At 69.7% G+C, this 19,313-nt stretch carries 12 protein-coding genes; 6 read left to right on the top strand and 6 right to left on the bottom strand.

What is annotated here, in order from left to right:
* Positions 1 to 64 precede the first annotated feature (64 nt).
* The 3 genes from F0U44_RS01100 to F0U44_RS01090 are packed head-to-tail and all read right to left on the bottom strand — an operon-like array spanning position 65 to position 2,386.
* Entirely contained in the window at positions 65 to 928 is an 864-nt protein-coding gene (locus F0U44_RS01100) for a hypothetical protein (protein WP_149726429.1), read from the bottom strand.
* Between the two features lie 10 nt (positions 929 to 938).
* Positions 939 to 1,436, bottom strand: coding sequence for a nitroreductase family deazaflavin-dependent oxidoreductase (locus tag F0U44_RS01095; RefSeq protein WP_149726428.1), 498 nt, complete (start codon positions 1,434 to 1,436; stop codon positions 939 to 941).
* 50 nt (positions 1,437 to 1,486) lie between these two features.
* Positions 1,487 to 2,386, bottom strand: a complete 900-nt coding sequence (locus F0U44_RS01090; protein ID WP_149726427.1) for a DICT sensory domain-containing protein — start codon at positions 2,384 to 2,386, stop codon at positions 1,487 to 1,489.
* A gap of 60 nt (positions 2,387 to 2,446) precedes the next feature.
* Here F0U44_RS01090 and F0U44_RS01085 point away from each other — a divergent pair, with 60 nt between their 5' ends.
* Genes F0U44_RS01085 through F0U44_RS01065 form a run of 5 tightly spaced genes read left to right on the top strand, consistent with a single transcriptional unit; the run spans position 2,447 to position 7,547 of the window.
* Positions 2,447 to 2,785 carry a sigma-70 family RNA polymerase sigma factor gene (locus tag F0U44_RS01085; protein ID WP_149726426.1) on the top strand — a complete coding sequence of 113 codons (339 nt, stop codon included), beginning with the start codon at positions 2,447 to 2,449 and terminating at the stop codon, positions 2,783 to 2,785.
* On the top strand, positions 2,778 to 4,025 hold the full coding sequence (locus tag F0U44_RS01080; protein WP_149726425.1) for an NAD(P)/FAD-dependent oxidoreductase: 1,248 nt from the start codon (positions 2,778 to 2,780) through the stop codon (positions 4,023 to 4,025). The genes F0U44_RS01085 and F0U44_RS01080 overlap by 8 nt, the downstream gene beginning before the upstream one ends.
* Positions 4,022 to 5,041 (top strand): SDR family NAD(P)-dependent oxidoreductase, encoded by a 1,020-nt coding sequence (locus F0U44_RS01075; RefSeq protein WP_149726424.1) that lies wholly within the window; start codon positions 4,022 to 4,024, stop codon positions 5,039 to 5,041. Before F0U44_RS01080 ends, F0U44_RS01075 begins: the two co-directional genes overlap by 4 nt.
* Before the next feature lie 33 nt (positions 5,042 to 5,074).
* Positions 5,075 to 6,205, top strand: coding sequence for a serine hydrolase domain-containing protein (locus tag F0U44_RS01070; RefSeq protein ID WP_149726423.1), 1,131 nt, complete (start codon positions 5,075 to 5,077; stop codon positions 6,203 to 6,205).
* 28 nt (positions 6,206 to 6,233) lie between these two features.
* Complete coding sequence (locus F0U44_RS01065) at positions 6,234 to 7,547, top strand: flavin-containing monooxygenase (protein WP_223163540.1); 1,314 nt, start codon at positions 6,234 to 6,236, stop codon at positions 7,545 to 7,547.
* A 31-nt stretch (positions 7,548 to 7,578) separates the two neighbouring features.
* On the opposite strand, the gene F0U44_RS01060 is transcribed toward F0U44_RS01065, so the two are convergent.
* The 3 genes from F0U44_RS01060 to F0U44_RS01050 form a co-directional block, all read right to left on the bottom strand.
* Complete coding sequence (locus tag F0U44_RS01060) at positions 7,579 to 9,210, bottom strand: GMC oxidoreductase (protein WP_188113254.1); 1,632 nt, start codon at positions 9,208 to 9,210, stop codon at positions 7,579 to 7,581.
* Positions 9,211 to 9,313: 103 nt separating this feature from the next.
* A complete protein-coding gene (locus tag F0U44_RS01055) occupies positions 9,314 to 10,825 on the bottom strand; it encodes a glycoside hydrolase family 16 protein (RefSeq protein WP_149726421.1) in 1,512 nt (503 codons plus the stop codon).
* A 12-nt stretch (positions 10,826 to 10,837) separates the two neighbouring features.
* Positions 10,838 to 11,320 (bottom strand): RodZ family helix-turn-helix domain-containing protein, encoded by a 483-nt coding sequence (locus tag F0U44_RS01050; RefSeq protein WP_149726420.1) that lies wholly within the window; start codon positions 11,318 to 11,320, stop codon positions 10,838 to 10,840.
* A 193-nt stretch (positions 11,321 to 11,513) separates the two neighbouring features.
* On the opposite strand from F0U44_RS01050, the gene F0U44_RS22825 reads away from it, so the two are divergent.
* Positions 11,514 to 19,313 (top strand): Ig-like domain-containing protein, encoded by a 7,800-nt coding sequence (locus F0U44_RS22825; RefSeq protein ID WP_188113253.1) that lies wholly within the window; start codon positions 11,514 to 11,516, stop codon positions 19,311 to 19,313.

Here is a 19,313-nt window from a genome sequence, read left to right as displayed (position 1 = left end):
GGAGTGATTCTAACCGAACATCAGTTCGAATGCGAACCCTGAAGGGAGTGCTGTGGAGAACTGCTCAGGAAAGGAAGCCGACGTGCACGTGGTCGCTGTGGGTGGCGTCGGAGAAGTACTGGCTGCCGCCGCCGTCGAGGTCCTCGGGGCCACCCACCTGGTAGGCGCCGGTGCCGGCCGCGATGCGCATGACGTCCTGCACCGCAGCTGACGAACCCGGGTCGACGACGAGCTGCCCGTCGATGCGCCCGATGTCGTAGGCCCGGCCGTCGGGGTGATTGCTACGCCGGTCGGTGCCGAACACGTTGACCGGGTGGGCCGAGATCAACACGCTGATGCCGATCCGGTGGTGCTCGGCGACGGCCAGCATCGATCGCAGCACCGAGTCGGCGACCAGGCCGGCGGCGACATCAGCGCGACCGGCCCAGGGGAGCGTGATGCGGTCGTTCTGGAGCACGCGGCGGATCAGCCGGCCGGGCTTCTCCAGCGGCGACGGCGGCGTCGCGCCGGTGACCGAGTCGACCGCCCATCCGTCGCCGGCCTGGCGGATCCGCACGTCGTACGTCGTCCCACCCCCGCCGACGAAGTCGGCCTCGACCAGGATGCTGGCGTCGGGCGGGAGGTAGCCGAAGTACTGCGTGTAGGTCACCTGCTGGACGTCATTCAGGGCCTCCACGGCGCGCGCGGCGGTCCGCTTCGCTGCAGCGTCGACCTCGACGGGGAGTGGCTGGTAGCGAGTCGGCGGCGGCTCGGTCGGGACCGTGGTGGTCGGGTCGTCGCTCGTGGTGGACGTGGGTGCGCTGCTTGTCGCGGAGGGCGAGCTTGCCGTGGGCCGGTCGGGCGTCGACTGCGAGCAGCCGACCGTCGGTGCGAGTGCTGCGACCAGCAGGGTTGCGCCGAGCAGGGTGCCGGCGCTGGGGATCGTCACCCCGGCAGTATTACCTCAGCTCGAAGACCTTGATCTCGCGATCGGTGCGCTGCTCGTACTTCAGGAAGTTCGGCCAGGTGTGGACCATCGTCTGCCAGGCGGCCGCGCGCTCCTCGCCGTCGAGGCGACGAGAGACCAGATCGGTGGTCTTGTTGCGGAACCGCACGGTCACCTCGGGGTTGGCCTCGATGTTCTTGGCCCACATCGGCTCGACGGGTCCACCGAAGTAGGAACCGGCGATGAGGATCCGGTCGCCGTCGGGCACGCAGAGGAGCGGGTTGCTCCGCGGCAGGCCGCTCTTGCGGCCGATGGTCGTGAGCATCAGGTTGGGGAGGCCGGCCACGTCGAGGATCGTGAGGCGGCCCCGGGTTGCCGCTTGGAGGCCCTTGTCGGTGCGCACGATCGCCGGAAGCAGCTTCGGCATCCACTCGATGGCGCCGATGCGCACGGCCAGCGGGCGGAGCGGTCCGGGGCGCTGGGGGGCGAAGGGGGTGGCGGTCGCGGTCATGCGTTTCTCCGTCGTATCAGGGGTGCGCGTTGTCAGGGTGTGCGGTCGGTTCAGGCGAGCCGGTCGACGTAGGAGACGACCCGGTTGAACAGTGCGGTCGTGCCGGGGGGAGTGGTGGCGGTGGAGATCGGCGCGGTCGCGAGCTCGTCGACCAGCTGCTGCGCCGACGGTGCTCCCGCCGCTGCTGCGACTCCGGCCGCGGCTCGGGCTGCGTCGCGCACTGCGGTCGGGTCCACCGTCCAGACGGCCTCGAAGCGACGCTCCCAGTCAGGCACGTCCTGCTGGCCGGGCAGCTCCCACGCCGAGAGGCAGGCCGGGGAGTCGGCGGCGTCGCAGACGACAGCCCACTCGCGTCGCAGGGGTGCGTCCTCGGTGAGGGCGGCTCGAACCGGGCCGGAGTGATCGGCGACGCCGTCCCACGCGTCCGCGAAGACGATCGCTGCACGAGCAACCCGGGCGAGCTCGTGCCACCGGGCCGAGGACGACGCAAAGAACTGCTGCCGCTGGAAGGCGCCGAACAGGATCGGGGTGTCGGCCACTGCGCAGCACTCGTCCTCGATCGCCCAGGACAGGGCGATGAGCGTGGACTTCCTGAGTCGTTGGGGGGCGAGTGCGCGGTGCTTGCGCCGGAGCTCGGCGAAGATCGATGTCGGGACCGGGGCGCCCGAGGACAGTGCGTCAGCGATGGCGACCTCGAGACGGGTGCCGGCTTCTTTGCGCCGGAGCACGTGACGCACGAGATGGACGTCCGCCTCGGAGTAGCGGCGATGGCCCGACGCGATCCGGCGCGGCTCGGGGAACCCGTGACGGGTCTCCCACATCCGCAGGACCGCAGGGCTGACGCCCGTCCGCTCGCCCAGGTCGCCGATCGTCAGCGCCGCCTCGCGGTTGGCCCCTGGGGAGGGAGTCTCGGAGGGCTGGGGTTGCGCATCGCCCATGTCCTGGTCCATGCTCGCACTCTAACCTAAACAACTTGTTGAAGAAAGTTGTTGAGATTTGAGGAGGTCGTGATGAGCGCCCCAGTGGCCAATCGGGAGGCCTTCGGTCGCGGCCTTGCTGACGAGCTGCTCCGGTCAGCGGGCGGCGACGTCCAGGCGTTCCTCCGGTTCTACGACGCGACCTGCGCCCGCGCCTTCGCGCTCGAGCTCGCCAGGGCCCGGTCGCGCGGGGTTCCGTCGGCCCGGCTGCAGGACGCTGCCGCGCGTGCGACCGAGGCCCGCTTCGTGGAGGCCTGGCGAGTCGCCGGCGGCCACCAGGGGTCGGGGTTGTCGCCGGTCGCGTGGCTGCTGACCCTCCCGCTCCCAGCGGCACCGGTGGTGCGCGAACGTCGAGGAGCGATCTGTGCCTGAGCTGCCCGTCGTCGTGGTCGGTGCCGGCCTCGCTGGCCTCGCCTGCGCGCGCGACCTCACCCGCGCCGGTCGCCCGGTCGTCGTGCTCGAGGCGGCGGACCGGGTGGGGGGCAGGGTCGCTACGGACACGATCGACGGTTTCCGGATCGATCGGGGATTCCAGGTCCTCAACACGGCCTATCCCGCGCTCGCGTCGTACGTCGACCTCGATGACCTGCGGCTACGTCGGTTCCCTCGAGGCGTGCGCATCCGACGCGGGGGAGCACTCCGTGCTGTGCCGCACCCCTTGTCCTCGCCGACCGCGGCCCTGAAGGCAGCGGGCTCCCCGATCACCGGCATCCGCGGCAAGCTGGCGCTCGCTCGCTACGCCGGCGTGCTCCTCGCGAGCAGCCCGTCGTCGATCAAGGATCGCGCGGATGTGCCTGCTCACGAGGCCTGGGCGCACCTGCCCGAACAGGTCGTCCGCGACGTCCTCGTGCCCTTCATGGCGGGCGTCGTCCTCGATGACGAGGTCCGCACGTCCCGGGTCTTCACCGACCTGATGATGCGACTCTTCGCCACGGGCCACTCCGCGGTGCCGGCCGCCGGGATGCAGCGGCTCCCCGAGGCGATCGCTGCGCAGCTTCCGCCCGATGTCGTCCGGCTGGAGGCGCCGGTGACCACGGTCGCGCGCACCTCGGTGCGGCTCTGGGACGGGACCCACGTCGAGGCGTCCGAGGTCGTCGTAGCGACCGACCCGTGGACGGCTGGTCGGCTCGTCCCTGACCTGGGGCCGCTCCCGTCCGCCCGGGGTGTCACGACCTACTACTTCGCCGCACCCGCGTGGGCCGGACAGGACGGCGCGCTCGCGGTCGACGCCGACGGTTCCGGGGTCGTCAACAGCGTGATCCTCACCGCCACCGCCCCGGAGTACGGCGACGGCCGCCGGTCGCTCATCGCCACCTCAGTGCTCCAACGCGGTGAACAGCCGCGGCTCGATGCGGCCGCGGCGGAGGCAGTCGCGCGCGATCTCCACCAGGCGCCCGGCGCCGCGTGGGAGCTGGTCGCCCAGCGCGACATCTCCCACGCCCTGCCGGCGATGCCCGCTCCGCTGGCGCTGCGCAAGCCGACCTGGTTCGACGAGCGCGGGGTCTGGGTGGCCGGCGACCACCGCGACACCAGCTCGATCCAAGGCGCGCTGGTGTCGGGAGGGCGGGTCGCCCGGTCGCTGCTGCGAGCACGCGCCGGGGACTCGAGATGACCTCGCACCGGGCGACGGGGCCTCGGGAGCGCCGGCTGGACAAGACCCTGGACCGCAGCATCGTCCTCGGCTACACCAATCTCGGCTACCTCGCCCGACGGCGACGGTGGGGAGCTGCCGCACCCTCCGGCAGCCTGGAAGGGAGGCGTGTCCTCGTGACGGGCGCCGGATCCGGCCTCGGCGAAGCAACGGCCCTCAGCCTGGCGGCCCGCGGCGCCACGGTGCACCTGCTGGGGCGCACGACCGAGCGAGTCGAGCCCGCCATGGAGCTGGAGCGCATTCGCGCCCGCGTGGAGGCGGCGGGGCGTCCGGGCCGTCTCCACGCCGAGGCGTGCGACGTGTCCAACCTCGACGAGGTGCGATGGTTCGCCCGTCGGTTCATGGGGCGCCTCGATGAGGACGGCAGTGCGCTCGACGTGCTGGTCCACAACGCCGGCACGATGCCGGCTCGACGAGAGACCTCCGCCGACGGCCACGAGCTGACGATCGCCACCCACGTGCTCGGTCCGATCCTCATGACCGAGCTCCTCCGGCCGGTCCTCAGGAGGAGCGCCCACGGAGCACGGGTGGTTCAGGTGTCGTCGGGCGGGATGTACACGCAACCCTTGCCGGTCGACGACCCGGACTATGTCGGCTCCACCTATCGGGGGCCCGTGGCCTACGCACGCTCCAAGCGGGTGCAGGTCGAGCTCACGCCCCTTCTCGCCGACCGTCTCGCAGCGGACGGGGTCGCGGTACACGCCATGCACCCCGGGTGGGCGGACACGCCGGGTGTCGCCTCGTCCCTCCCTGTGTTCCGCCTCCTGACCCGGCCACTGCTGAGAACGGCCGAGCAGGGTGCGGACACCATCGTCTGGCTCGCCGCGAGCGAGCCGCCCCCTCCTTCGGGCATGTTCTGGCACGACCGGGCGTCGCGCCCGTTCAGTTATCGCGACGCGACCACCTCCACCGACGCCGAGCGGGCGGCCCTGTGGGACTGGGTCTTCACGTCGATCGGGGTCGAACGCGATCACTAGAACATGTTCTAGGTCGCGGCTAGGGTGGCGGCCGTGGTCGACGGAACCTGTGCTCCGGAGTTCGCGCCGCTGCGCGACCTGCTGACGAAGAACCTCGCCGACGGGACCGACGCGGGCGCGTCCGTCGCGGTGATCCACGACGGCGAGCTGGTCGTCGACCTGTGGGGCGGGGAGGCGCGTCCGGGCGTCCCGTGGCGGGAGGACACCGTCGTCATGACCTGGTCGGTGACCAAGGTGATGGCCGCGCTGACGGTCCTCGTGCTGGCGGACCGCGGGGACGTCGACCTCGACAGCCCGGTCGCGGACTACTGGCCGGACTTCGCGACCAACGGCAAGGACGGCGTGTTGGTCCGGCACCTGCTCTCGCACACCAGCGGGGTGCCCGGTTGGAGTCGGCCGGTCACGGTCGAGGACCTGCTCGACCTCGAGCGCAGCAGCGACTGGCTGGCCGAGGAGTCGCTCTGGTACGAGCCCGGCGTTGGGTCGGCGTACCAGATCGTCGACCACGGCCACCTGCTCGACGGGCTGGTACGGCGAGCGGCCGGTCGGCCTCTCGCCGACGTCTTCCGCGACGAGGTCGCCGGCCCGTTCGCCGACGACTTCATGATCGGCGTGCCCGACGACCAGCAGGACCGCTGCGCCGACCTGCTGCCCCCACCCCCGTCCGGGGTGGACTACTCGAAGCTGCCGCCCGACAGCTTCTTGTTGCGCACGATGGCCAACCCGCTGCTGCTGCCCGAGGCGTGCAACAGCCCCGACTGGCGCCGCGGCAGCGTCGGCTCGGTCGGCGGCCACGGCAACGCGCGCGGCGTCGCCCAGATCCAGGCCGCCGTCTCCCACGGCGGCGCGTACGCCGGCAGGTCGTTGTTGAGCGACGCGACGATCGACCGCGTGTTCGATGTCCAGGCGAGCGGCCTCGACCAGGTGCTGATGCAGCCGGTCACGTGGGGCATCGGCTACGGACTGCCGACGCCGTCGGCTCCTGCGGTCCCGGACGGGCGCACGTGCTGGTGGAGCGGGTGGGGCGGCTCGGTCGTCGTCAACGCCCTCGACAGCCGGACCACCGTCGCCTACGTGCCCAACCAGATGGCGTCGCACCTGCTGGCCTCGCCGCGGACCGACACCTACCTGACGGCAGCGTTCGACTGCGTCGCCGCTCTCTGACCACCCGAGCATCGAGGAGAAGACACCAGTGAAGGTCGCGATCATCGGCGCCGGGTGCTCCGGCATCACCACCGCGAAGCGCCTGAAGGACCACGGCATCGCCTACGACCACTTCGAGATGAGCGACGACGTGGGTGGCAACTGGTACTTCCGTAACCCCAACGGCCGGTCCTCGGTCTACGAGTCGCTCCACATCGACACCTCGACCCAGCGCCTCCAGTTCGAGGACTTCCCCGCCCCCGAGGACTACCCGGACTTCCCGCACCACACCCAGATCCACGACTACTTCCGCGCCTACGTCGACCACTTCGGCCTGCGGGAGGCGATCGAGTTCGAGACAGAGGTCGTGCGCGCGGCCCGCAACGAGAGCCAGGGCTGGGACCTGACCCTGTCCACCGGAGAGACCCGCAGCTACACCGACCTGGTGGTGGCCAACGGCCACCACTGGGCGCCGCGGCTTCCGGACTACCCGGGCCACTTCGACGGCGACCTGATCCACAGCCACGCCTACATCAGCCCGTTCGAGCCGATCGAGATCCGCGGCAAGCGGGTCATCGTCGTCGGCATGGGCAACTCTGCGATGGACATCGCCTCGGAGCTGTCGAACCGCTGGATGGCCGAGAAGCTCTACGTCTCCGCGCGGCGCGGGGTGTGGGTGCTGCCGAAATATCGCAACGGCGTCGCGGCCGACAAGGTGATGGCGCCGCCGGACATCCCCAAGGACGTCGCGCTCGCGGCCTCGCGTCAGCTGATCCGTGAGCTGGTCGGCAGCATGAGCAACTACGGCCTGCCCGAGCCGGACCACGAGCCGCTCTCGGCACACCCCTCGGTGAGCGCCGACTTCCTCACCCGCGCCGGCTCTGGCGACATCCACATGCTGCCTGCGATCGATCGGCTCGACGGGCGGACGGTCCACCTGGCCGACGGCTCGTCGGTCGAGGCCGACGTGATCATCTGCGCCACCGGCTACGACATGAGGTTCCCCTTCTTCACCGACAGCGAGGCCGACCTCCACCCCGACGCCGAGCACCGCTACCCGCTCTTCAAACGGATGATCAAGCCCGGCGTCGAGCACCTCTACTACCTCGGCCTGGCGCAGTCGTCGCCGACGATCGTCAACCTCGCCGAGCAGCAGTCCAAGCTGCTGGCCAAGCTGCTGCTCGGCGATTACGCCCTGCCGTCAGTGGAGGAGCAGACGCGCATCATGGTGGAGGACGAGGCGCGGCACCTCGAGCAGTACTACGACGTGCCGCGCCACACGATCCAGATCGACTTCGGTCGCTACTGCCTCGACCTCGCGCAGGAGATCGAGGCGGGGGAGGCGCGCGCCGCGGCTCGCTGACGCGCGCCCTCCTTGCCGCGATCGGCGGACCTCAGAGGTCCGCCGCGACGATCCTCTCGATGTTGCGCTCGGCCAGCGCGGTGATCGTCACGAACGGGTTGACGGTCGTGTTGCCCGGGATCAGTGCGCCGTCGATGACGTAGAGGCCCGGATATCCCTGCAGCCGCCCGTAGTTGTCGGTGGCCTTGTTGAGCACCGCCCCACCGAGGGGGTGGTAGGTCAGGCCGTCCTGCCACTGCTTGTAGACGCCGAAAAGGTCCGTGCGGTAGATCGTGCCTTCCTTGCTGTTGATCTTGTCGAAGATCGTCTTGGCCATCGTGATCGAGTCCTGCTTCCAGGCCGTCTGCCACGACAGGTCGACCCGGTTCGCAGCGGCGTTCCAGGAGAACTCGGCCCGCTTGCTCGTGTTGGTGATCGACAGGTAGAGCGAGGCGTAGGTCTCGATCCCGGTCGGCAGCGGCGCGACCTCCGCGAACGCTCCGCCCGCGGCCCAGTTGTCGATGCCGGAGCACGGGATGGTCGACTGCAGCGTGCCGGTGGCGTCCCACATGTGGTTGGCGCGGCCACACATCACGTTGCCGTTGTCGCCCCAGCCCTTGCCGACCTCGCTGTTGAGGAGAGGCAGCGAGCCGGTCGCCTTGAGCTTGACCAGGAGCTTGCTCGTGCCGACGCTTCCCGCGGCGAAGAACACCTTCCCTGCGGTGACGTTCTTGGTCGCGACGACGTCGCCGGCGGTGTTGATCTGCTCCATGCGTACGACGTAGCCGCCACCCGGCGCGGGGGAGACGGTGGTGACCCGGTGCAACGGCGTGATGTTGACCCGCCCGGTCGCCAGAGCCTGGCTGAGGTAGGTCCGGACCAGCGACTTCTTCCCTGCGTCATTGCCGTACATCACCTGGCCGTCGAGCGCTGAGCGGGTGACGGTGCCGGCTTGCTCGGCCTTCATGTAGTCCCAGTCGTAGATGTCGGGCACGAAGGTCCAGGCAAACCCGGAGCGCTGTGCGTGCTTCCGCCCGACCCGGGCGTACTGGTAGCACGGAGCGGTCTCGAACCAGACAGGGTCGATCGACCCGACCCCGAGGGCGGCGTTGGCCCGTGGGTAGTAGGTGTCGTACATCTCGGCGGCGTCGACGGAGGGCAGGATCGAGCCGAAGCGTTCGCGTTTCGGGGTGACCGCCATGCCTCCGTTGACCAAGGAGCCGCCGCCCACGCCACGGCCCTGGTAGACGGTGATCCCCGCGAACTCCTCGGCATCGAGGACGCCCGTGAACCGCGGCACGTCCTTGTCGATCGGGAAGCCGAAGAAGTTGCTCACCGGTGCCTTGGTGCGGGTGCGCAGCCAGTAGGCCCGATGGTCGGGGGACGTGACCTTCGGGAAGATTCGCCCGTCCGAGCCGGGCGTGTCCCACGACATCCCCATCTCGACCATCTCGACCGGGACGCCTGCTTGTGCCAGGCGCAGGGCAGCGACGGCGCCGCCGTAGCCGGTGCCGATGACGAGGACCGGCACCGAGGCGCCGTCCCCCAGCGGTGCGCCGGCCGAAGCCGGTGCCGCGAAACGGGTGCCCAACGTGGACAGGGCGGCGACCGAGCCGGCGCCGGCGAGGAGCGCTCGCCGGCTGACCGAGGCCGCGGCGATCTCCCGAGCGATCTGGGTCTTCACTGTGATCTCCCTCACTTTTCGAACAGAACGAGAACGAGTTCTATCCGCGAGTGAGGTTCGTGGCTACAGCTGCGACCGAGTCGTTATCAGATCTCGGTATTTCCTACTTCCAGACCCGGACGTACTCGATCTTCGTGCTCGACGACGTCGGACCGGTGGCGAGCGGGAAGACATTGTCGCCGCCCACGTTGGTGCCGAAGGCCTGCGTCAGAGCGAGGAAGAAGTCCCGGTTGAAGGGTTCGGGGCTGCCCGTCGCGGTGTTGGCCGCCTGGTAGTTGTTTTCCAGGCAGAGCACGTTGTTGATGAAGAACTTCATGTTCCCGGGCGACCACTCGAGGCGGTAGGTGTTGTAGGCGCCTGCGGTCAGCGGGCAACCCGCCACCGTCTGGTAGGTGTTGTGGTGCGTCGCCGGATCCCTCGTCGAGTCGTCCACGTAGTAGTGCATCACCGGGAAGTTGCTCGACGGGTTGGCGCTGTAGAACTCGGCGAAGTCGATCTCGCCGTCCGGGTACTGGTTCTCCGGCCACAACCAGAACGTCTCCTGCACGCCCTTGGTCTGCAGGTCGGGCAGCTTGGCGCGGACCTCGTAGCGACCGTAGGTCTGGGCGAACTTCGTGTAGGAGAACACCTCGCCCGAGACCATCCGACTGCTCACGCCGCGACCGCAGTCGACCGCGGTCGGGAGGACGAGGGCGTAGAGCTCGAGGACGCCGTTGTGCACGGCGTTGGTCGTGTAGCTGGGGCTGTTCGCCATGAAGCACGACTTCTGGTAGCTCGGGCCCGGGAACTTGTTGGTGGCGTCCGACGTGCCCTGCGTCCAGTAGTTCGTGTCGAGGCTGGTGCCGTTGAACTCGTCGTTGTAGCTGCAGGTCCACGGCGTGCCGTTCGGCTTCAACGGCTGGGTGCCGCCGCCGCAGTCGAAGGGAGGCGTGGCCAGCGAGCGCAGGACGAACTCCGGGCTCGTCGCCGCCGCGTGCTTGGTGTTCTTGGCGATCGACAGGCGGTAACGCGTGTTGCCCGTCGTGGTCGGGGTGATCGAGAACGAGACCGTCGAGTCAGCGAGGAGGGTGCCGGTCTTCGCCGTGCTCCACGACAGGCCGGACCACTTCTGCAGCGTGATCGTCTCGTTGGGCGCCGTCGGGTCGGTGACGGTCCCGGTGAGGGTGGCGGCCTGGTTGACGACGACCCAGTCCTTCGCGCTGGTCAGCGTCATCGTGGGCGCCTTCAGCTGCGCTGCCAGCGAGTACGACGCACTGGTGCCGGCCGCGTGGGTCGCCGACGCGGCGATCCGCGCGCGGTACTTCACCGACGTCGTCGAGGTCGGGGTGACCGTGAGCGTCGCCTTCGAGGAGGCGTTGACCGGAGCGGTCCCGACACTGCTCCACAGCAGTCCGTTGAACTTCTCCCACGTCACGACCTCGCTCGTCGTGGCCGCGGGGTTGCTGATCGTCACCGTGAGGGTGACGGGCTGGCCGACGTACGCCGGCGTGGGCGCCTGCGCAACGGTCAGAGTCGGCGTCGGGAGCGCGCCCGAGGCGGACGGCACCAGCAGGGCGGCGAGCAGGGCGATCAGGAGGCCGGTGAGGCCGGCGCGCGTGACACGCAGCAAAGACATGGGAGGAGTCTGTCAGGGCCGTCCGGTGATCGGGTCCAGAATGCAGTCGACCGCGCCACCGACGTCGACCGTGCAGTCGTCAGTAGGCGTCGTCGGCGGGTCACTGGGGATCGGCGTCGGCGTGGGATGGGGCGTCGGGTGCGGCGTGTGGGTCGCCGGCGGCTCGCCGGAGGGCCCCGGCGTCGGGGTGTCGTGGGTGCTCGGGGCCGCGGGTGAGTCGGACGGGCCGTCGGTGGCGATGTCAGCGGCATCGACGATCTCCGCGTAGCCGTCGGTGGCGTTGTCGGACGGGTCCGCGCCCTCAGTGCGGCGTGGCTTGGCCTTGTCGTTGGCGTCCTGGGCTTCCCGGCGCTGGTGGGTGCCCTGACGCTCCTGCTTGTCCTTCGGGGACTTCGAGTCGTCGCCGAGGCCCGACGCGAGGCTCCAGGCCCAGGCACCCGACACCAGCACGACGACCGCGAGGGCGGCGCCGCGGATCAACCAGGTCTTCCACACGCGATGTCCAACGATCCTCCGCGCGCAGGGACACGGTCGGCCGGGTCGGGCCTGCCAGGACCGCGGCCACGGAGCTGTCCGGGACTTTTACCAATCCGCGGACGCCGAGCGCACGCCGATGGCAGAGTCCGGCTCACGTCCTCGGGGACGACACGACTACATGCACGCCCCTCAGCTCCCGAGGACGGCACAAATGACGGTGAAGGTTCGCCTTGCCCTGGCGATCTCTGCTGCGCTCATCATGCAGGCCTTCCCCTCCGCGGCGCTGGCCGCCACGCCGGCGGTCGACGCGCCGTGCACGATCAGGGGCACCAACGGGCCCGACACGTTGACCGGGACGTCGGGCAACGACGTCATCTGCGGCTTCGGTGGTGCGGACCAGCTCAACGGCCTGGGCGGCGACGATCTCCTGAACGGCGGTCCCGGCAACGACACCCTCGACGGCGGCGACGGCAACGACGACGTGCGCGGTGGCGACGGCGACGACGCGTCGATCGGTGGCGCGGGCGACGACATCCTCCAGGACCGTGATGGTGCGGGCTTCTTCGACACCATGTCGTGCGGCGACGGCAACGACGTCGCCAACAACGACCACTGGGACGTCGCCGACCCCGACTGCGAGGACATCAACACGATCGACCGGGTGAAACCGACCGCCGTGGCTGACGTCCGGACGATCAACGAGGACGTCGACGAGCGCAACATCGAGGTCCTCGACAACGACACCGACCCCGACGGCGGGCCGATCCGGGTGGAGGCGATCACCCAGCCGCCGCACGGCACGGTGCGGATCGCGCTGAGCAAGAAGCGGGTCTTCTACGTCCCCGACCCAGATTTCTGCAACACCCCTCCCGGGACCAGTCCGGACACCTTCACCTACACGCTCTACCCGGGCGGCTCGACCGCCCAGGTGAAGGTGAAGGTCGCCTGCCGCGACGACGAACCGGTGGCGGTGGGCGACACCGCGAGCGTCGCCGAGGATGCCGCGGCGACGACGGTCGACGTGCTGGCCAACGACACCGACGTCGACGGTGGCCCGAAGTCGATCGGGTCGGTGACCCAACCGACGCACGGCACGGTGGCCATCACCAGTGGCGGCGCCGACCTTACCTACGAGCCGGACCCCGGCTACTGCAACAGCGAACCCGGGGGCACGCCGACCGACGACTTCACCTACACCCTGGGGCCGGGCACGAGCACCGCGACGGTCGCGGTCACCGTCGTCTGCGGCGACCTGCCGGCGACCGCGGTCGACGACGTCAAGACCATCGACGAGGACGACGACCCGCGAGCCATCGACGTGCTCCTCAACGACGACCCGGGCGACCACGCCCCGATCTACGTCGACACGGTGACCCAGCCCGATCACGGCACCGTCGTCGTCACCAACGGTGGTGAAGAGGTCACCTACGAGCCCGACGCGGGCTACTGCAACAGCTCCCCGGGAGGCACGCCGACCGACGACTTCACCTACACGCTGACGCCCGACGGGGACACGGCGAACGTCGCGGTGACCGTGACTTGCGTCGACGACCCTGCCGTCGCCGCCGACGACGCGAAGACGGTCACCGAGGACGACGCAGCGACCACGGTCGACGTACTGGCCAACGACGACCCGGGCGACCACGCGCCGGTCGCGATCGACACCGTCACCCAACCGGCGCACGGCGCGGTCGTGATCACGAACGGTGGCGCGGACCTGACCTACGCGCCGGCAGCCGACTACTGCAACAGTGCTCCTGGGGGCGCACCCACCGACGACTTCACCTACACCCTGGTCGGCGGTGCCGAGGCGACCGTCGCGGTCACGGTGACCTGCGCCAACGACGCGCCGGTGCTGGGCGCGGTCGAGGGCACCGCGCTCTCCTTCACCGAGAACGCTTCCGCTGCTCCGATCACAGCCACCGGCACGGTCACCGACATCGACTCGACCAACTTCGGCGCCGGCTCCCTGACCATCGACTTCTCCGCCGGCGGCCTCGCCGAGGACCGCCTCGAGATCCGCAACCAGGGCACCGGGGCCGGCCAGATCGGCGTCGCGGCAACCGATGTGTCCTACGGCGGCGTCGTGATCGGCAGCTTCACGGGCGGGACCACCGGCAGCACGCCGCTGGTGATCACCCTGAACGCGTCGGCGACCCCGGCGGCGACCGAGGCCCTGCTGCGCAACATCACCTACCGCGACGTCTCCGACACCCCGTCGACGGCCAGCCGCACGGTGCGGTTCGTGCTGACCGACGGTGACGGGGGCACCAGCAGTGCCGCCACCCGTGGCGTGACCGTCGTGGCGGTCAACGACAGTCCGTCGATCTCCGGGGTCGAAGGCGGCGCGCTCGCCTACACCGAGAACGCTGCGGCCACCGTGGTGACGGCGATCGGCGCCGTGTCCGACGTCGACTCAGCCGACTTCGGCACCGGCGTCCTGACGGTCGACTACTTCGCTGGCGGGCAGGCCGAGGACCGGCTCGAGATCCGCAACCAGGGCACCGCAGCGGGCCAGGTCGGGGTCAGCGGCGCCGACGTGACCTACGGCGGGGTGACCGCGGGCAGCTTCACGGGTGGCAGCGGTACGACGCCGTTGGTCATCACCTTCAACGGCAGTGCCGACCCGACGGTCGTCACGGCAGTGCTGCGCAACGTCACCTACCGCAACGTCTCCGACAACCCGTCGACGTCCGCGCGCACCGTCCGGTTCGTCGTCACCGACGGCGACGGTGGCACCAGCTCGTCGTCGGCCATACGCGTCGTGACCGTCGGCGCCGTCAACGACAACCCGGCGATCTCCGGGGTCGAGGCCGGCGCGCTGGCCTACAGCGAGAACGCTGCGGCGACCGTGGTCACCGCGACCGGTGCCGTGTCCGACGTCGACTCGGCCGACTTCGGCACCGGCGTCCTGACGGTCGACTACTCCGCCGGTGGGCACGCCGACGACCGGCTCGAGATCCGCAACCAGGGCACCAGTGCCGGCCAGGTCGGGGTGAGCGGCTCCAACGTGACCTACGGCGGCACGACCGTCGGCAGCTTCGCGGGCGGCAGCGGTACGACGTCCTTGACCATCACCTTCAGCGTCAGCGCCACCCCGACGATCGTCACTGCGGTGCTGCGCAACGTCACCTACCGCAACGTCTCCGACAACCCGTCGACGGCCAGTCGCACGGTGCGGTTCGTCGTGACCGACGGCGACGGCGGGACCAGCGGCGCGGCCACCCGTGCCGTAACGGTGGGGGCGGCCAACGACAGCCCTTCGATCACCGGCATCGAGGTCAGCGCGCTGACCTACAACGAGAACAACGCGGCCGCCGTGATCACCCCCAACGGCGTGATCTCCGACGTCGACTCCGACAACTACGACACCGGCACGCTCACGATCGACTTCTCGGCGGGTGGCCAGGCCGAGGACCGGCTCGAGATCCGCAACGAGGGCACCGGCACCGGCCAGATCGGCATCTCCGGATCCAACGTCACCTACGGCGGCAGCGTCACGTTCGGCACGTTCGCCGGAGGCACCGGGACCACACCCCTGGTGATCACCCTCAACAACTTCGCGACCCAGTCGCGGACCCAGGCACTGCTGCGCAACATCACCTACCGCAACGTCTCGGACGCCCCGATCACGACCGCCCGGACCGTCAGGTTCATCCTCGCCGACGGCGACGGTGCCAACAGCGCTCCGGCGACCCGTGGGGTCACCGTCAACGCGACCAACGACGCGCCCGTCGTGACGGTGGACGGGGGCAGCATCGGTTACACCGAGAACGGCTCCGCGATCACGGTCGCGCCGTCGGCGACCGTGAGCGACGTCGACAACGCCAACATCGCCTCGGCCACGATCAGCATCGGCAGCTTCGAGGCAGGCATGGTGCTGGCCGTCACCAGCCTGCCCGGCACGGCGACGCAGAGCTACAACAGCGGGACCGGGGTGCTCACGATCAGCGGTGGCACGGCCACGGTGGCGCAGTACCAAGCCGCGCTCCGGACGCTGAGGTTCAGCAGCACGGCCGAGTCGTTCACCGCGTCGAGCACGGCGATCCTGTTCCTGGTCAACGACGGCGCAGCCGGGTCTGCTGGAGTGGCGCGCACCGTCACGCTCGGCAACGTCAACGATGCCCCGACCATCGCCGACGCGAGTGCCGCGTCGACGTACGTCGAGCAGAACAGCACCGCCTCACTCGTCACCCCGGGCCTGACCGTGACCGATGTCGACAACGCCAACGTGGCGTCGGCGACCGTGACGATCTCCTCGCCGATCGCGGGGGACACGCTGACCTTCACCAACCAGAACGGCATCACCGGCTCGTTCTCCTCGGGCGTCCTCACCCTCACCGGGACGACGACGAAGGCCAACTACCAGACCGCGCTGCGATCGGTCGGGTTCCGGAACACGACGAGTGACGCACCGGGCGGCAGCCGGGCGTTCTCGGTCGTGATCAACGACGGCACCGTGCCCTCGGGCGCGGTCGCGAGGACGATCACGATCTCCCAGGCCAACGACGCCCCGGTGGTCAACCTGGACGCGGCGAGCGGACTGACCTACGCCGAGCAGGCCGGCTTCGTGAACCTGTTCGGCGCCGCCGCGACGATCACCGACCCCGACAGCACGACCCTCGGCTCCCTCAAGGTGACGGTGTCGGCCGGGTTCGACGGGTCCTTCGACACCGTCCAGCTCAACCCGGCGGTCACCGGCTTCGGGGTGACCTTCACCGGCGGCGTCCTCACCCTGACGAAGGTCGGCGGCACGCTCGCGGAGTATCAGAACGCCCTGCGCAACGTGCAGTTCCGCAACACCAGCGAGGACCCCGACCACCGCAACGACGGCACGGCCAACCCCACCGACGCCAACCGCGCGATGTCGGTGGTCGCCAACGACGGTGCGGCCAACAGCTCGGCCGTCACCCGTGCCGTCACGATCTCGCCGGTCAACGACGCGCCCGGCCCGCCATCGGTCATGCCCTCGACGACCGGTGTCCGCAACACCGATCTTGCGTCCGACCTGTCCGACCTGACGCCGCACGTCGAGCGAGCGGTCAACTTCGTCGGTAGCGCGACCGACCCCGACGGCCTGGAGTCCAACATCACCGTCGCGCCCGTCACGGACGCAGCGACGGCGCAGGGCGGCTTGATCTCGATCCAGGCCAACGGTGCCTTCGTCTACCACCCGCCGGCCAGCGCCTCGCTCGCCAGCGACACCTACGCCTACGTCCTGACCGACGGCACGTCCTCGACCTCTCCGATCACCTTCACGGTCAGCCTGTCCGGAGCCGTCTGGTACGCCGCCCCCACCTCACCGGGCGGGTCCGGCAACGGCACCGTCAACCGCCCGTTCAACACGATCGCGGCTGCCCTCACGGCGGCCGGACCCGGTGAGCCGGTCTTCGTCTTCATCCAGGTCGGGGGGCTCGGCATGGGCGGGGCGCTCGTGCTCTCGGCCAACGACAAGCTGTTCGGCAGCGGCGCCAGCCTGACCAACACCGACGTCGGCTCGGCGACCGCGGAGACCATCTACGGGTCGGGCGGGCCGGCGCCGTTCCTGGCGGCACCGTCGGGATCCGACGTGATCACCCTCGCGTCCGGAAGCCAGGTCCGCGGACTCAATGTCCTCGCCAGCGGGGCGAACGCGCTCTCCGGCGCCAACACGCCGGGCGTGGTGCTCAGCCACATGACGATCTACGAGCCGACCCTGGCCACTACGCAGCCGAGCATCGAGATGACCGGGTCCGGCAACGGACTGACCCTCGGGCCCAACGTGACGCTGCGTTCCAAGGGCGCCGGCGCTCTGGCGCTCACCAACACCGCGCTCTCCGGCACGGTCGCATCGGTCGAGGTCAACGCGAGCACGACGAGCCCCGGCATCAGCCTGACCAACACGACGGGCAGCCTGGCGATCTCGAGCGTGGCGATCACGACGACGGACCAGCCCGGCGTGCTGCTGTCCAACGCGACCGGCATCACGGTTGCGGCCGGCACGGTCGCCTCCACCAACCGGCCGGCGGTCAACGCGACCGGGCTCGCCGTCGGCACCTCGCTGACCTTCACGTCCGTCAGCTCGACGAACAGCACGACCAACGGCGTGATCCTCGACGGCACCGATACGGCGTGGGGCTTCTCCGCCGGTGCCGCCAGTGTCATCCAGGGATCTGCGCAGAATGCGTTCGACCTCAACCATGGCACCGGCACCGTCAGCTACGCGGGTTCCATCGCGACGCCCGCTGCGGTCAAACTGGTCGAGGTCACCGCCCGGGCCGGAGGTGCCACCACGTTCTCGGGTTCGCTCTCCGGCGGCGGGATCGTGGTCCTGGGCAACACCGGCGGCACGACGACGTTCTCTGGAACGACCAAGACGATCAACACCGGTACCACCATCGGGGTCAACCTCGCCAGCAACACGGGGAGCACGATCGCCTTCAGCAATGGCGGTCTCGACATCGACACGACCACGGGCGCCGGCTTCGTGGCCAACGCTGGCGGGACGGTGGAGATCACCGGGACGAACAACACGATCCAGACGACGTCCGGCACCGGCATCAACATCACCAGCACGACGATCGGTGCGGCCGGGGTCACCTTCCAGGCGATCTCTGCCAACGGCGCCGCCAACGGCATCATGCTGAACAGCCCCGGCAAGACCGGATCGTTCACCGTCACCGGCACCGGCGCGGTGGACTCCGGCGGAACGATCGCCAACACCACGGGCGTCGGGATCTCCCTCACCAACACCGGCCCGGTCTCGTTGAACCGGGTGCGCCTCGAAGGCACCAACCGGAGCGCGGTGCGCGGCGCCGGCGTCTCGGGCTTCTCTTTCACCAACGGCACGATCCTCACTGCGGGGGACGCGTGGGTCAGTGATACCGACGCTGCGATCGCCTTCAACGACACCAGTGGCGGGCTGAACAACAACCTTGACGGCGTCGTCACGATCACCGGGAACACGATCACCACGCCACGCGACGGTGGCATCGACATCCGCAACTTCGCCGGCACGATCACCAACGCGGTCATCAGCAACAACACGATCACGACCAACGGCGATCCCTTCTTCTCGAAGGGCGACGGCATCGCGCTGTTGCTGCGCGGGTCGGCGAGCACTGTGGCGAGCCTGACGAAGGCCACGATCGCGACCAACACGATCAGCGGCGTGCCGAGCGGCAACGGCATCCGGTTCGAGGGCGGCAACGGCGCGACCTCGGGCGGCCCCTCCGGCACCTACGGCACACCGGGTGGGGTTGACCTCGTGGCCATCACCGGCAACCTGGTGACCGGTGACCCGGCCAACCGGGCGGGCGGGTCCGCGATCGTGACTCGGATGATCGGTCGGGGCCAGGGCAGGTTCTCGGTCACCAGCAACGGCACGGTGGCCAGCCCGCTCTCCAACACCGCGCTGGTGACGATCCTGCTCGAGAACAAGGGCAGCGGGACCGTCTGGTTCAACGCCAGCGGCAACCGGGTCACTGCCAACAACACCGGTGTCGACCCGGGCATCGGGCTCGCGACCGGCCCGACCACGCAGGGCGACGCCAGCACGCTGGCCGCTCCGGTCACGGTGGCCACCATCAACACCAACACGGTGACCAACACGGCCGGTCCCGGCATCCAGGTGTACCAGGCCGACTCGAACGGCAGCCTGGACCTCCGGGTCCAGGACAACGTGACCAGCAACATCAACAGCGGCCAGTCCTTCGCGGGCATCGTCGTCAACAACGGCAGCAACGGCAGCGGAAGCTTCAACCCGCGGGTGTGCGCGCAGATCACCGGCAACGACGCTGCGAGCGCCAACACCGCCATCAAGCAGGCGGGGATCAACCTCTCGCGGATCAGCACCACCGCGCCGTACGCCTTCGGGCTGGTCGGCCTGGCGCCCTCCCCGGCCACGAACGCCACGACCGAGTCCTACGCGGCCGGCCTGAACCCCCTGAGCGACGCGAACCCCGGCGGCAAGAAGGCCGAGGTTCGTCAAGGCGACAACTACACCAGCTGCACCCTCCCTGCCATGCCCTAA

Origin of the sequence: Nocardioides humilatus (assembly GCF_008373755.1) — a bacterium.
Lineage (GTDB): Bacteria > Actinomycetota > Actinomycetes > Propionibacteriales > Nocardioidaceae > Nocardioides > Nocardioides humilatus.
Note: the sequence above shows the minus strand (reverse complement) of the source record. Positions and strands in the feature narration are given on the sequence as shown.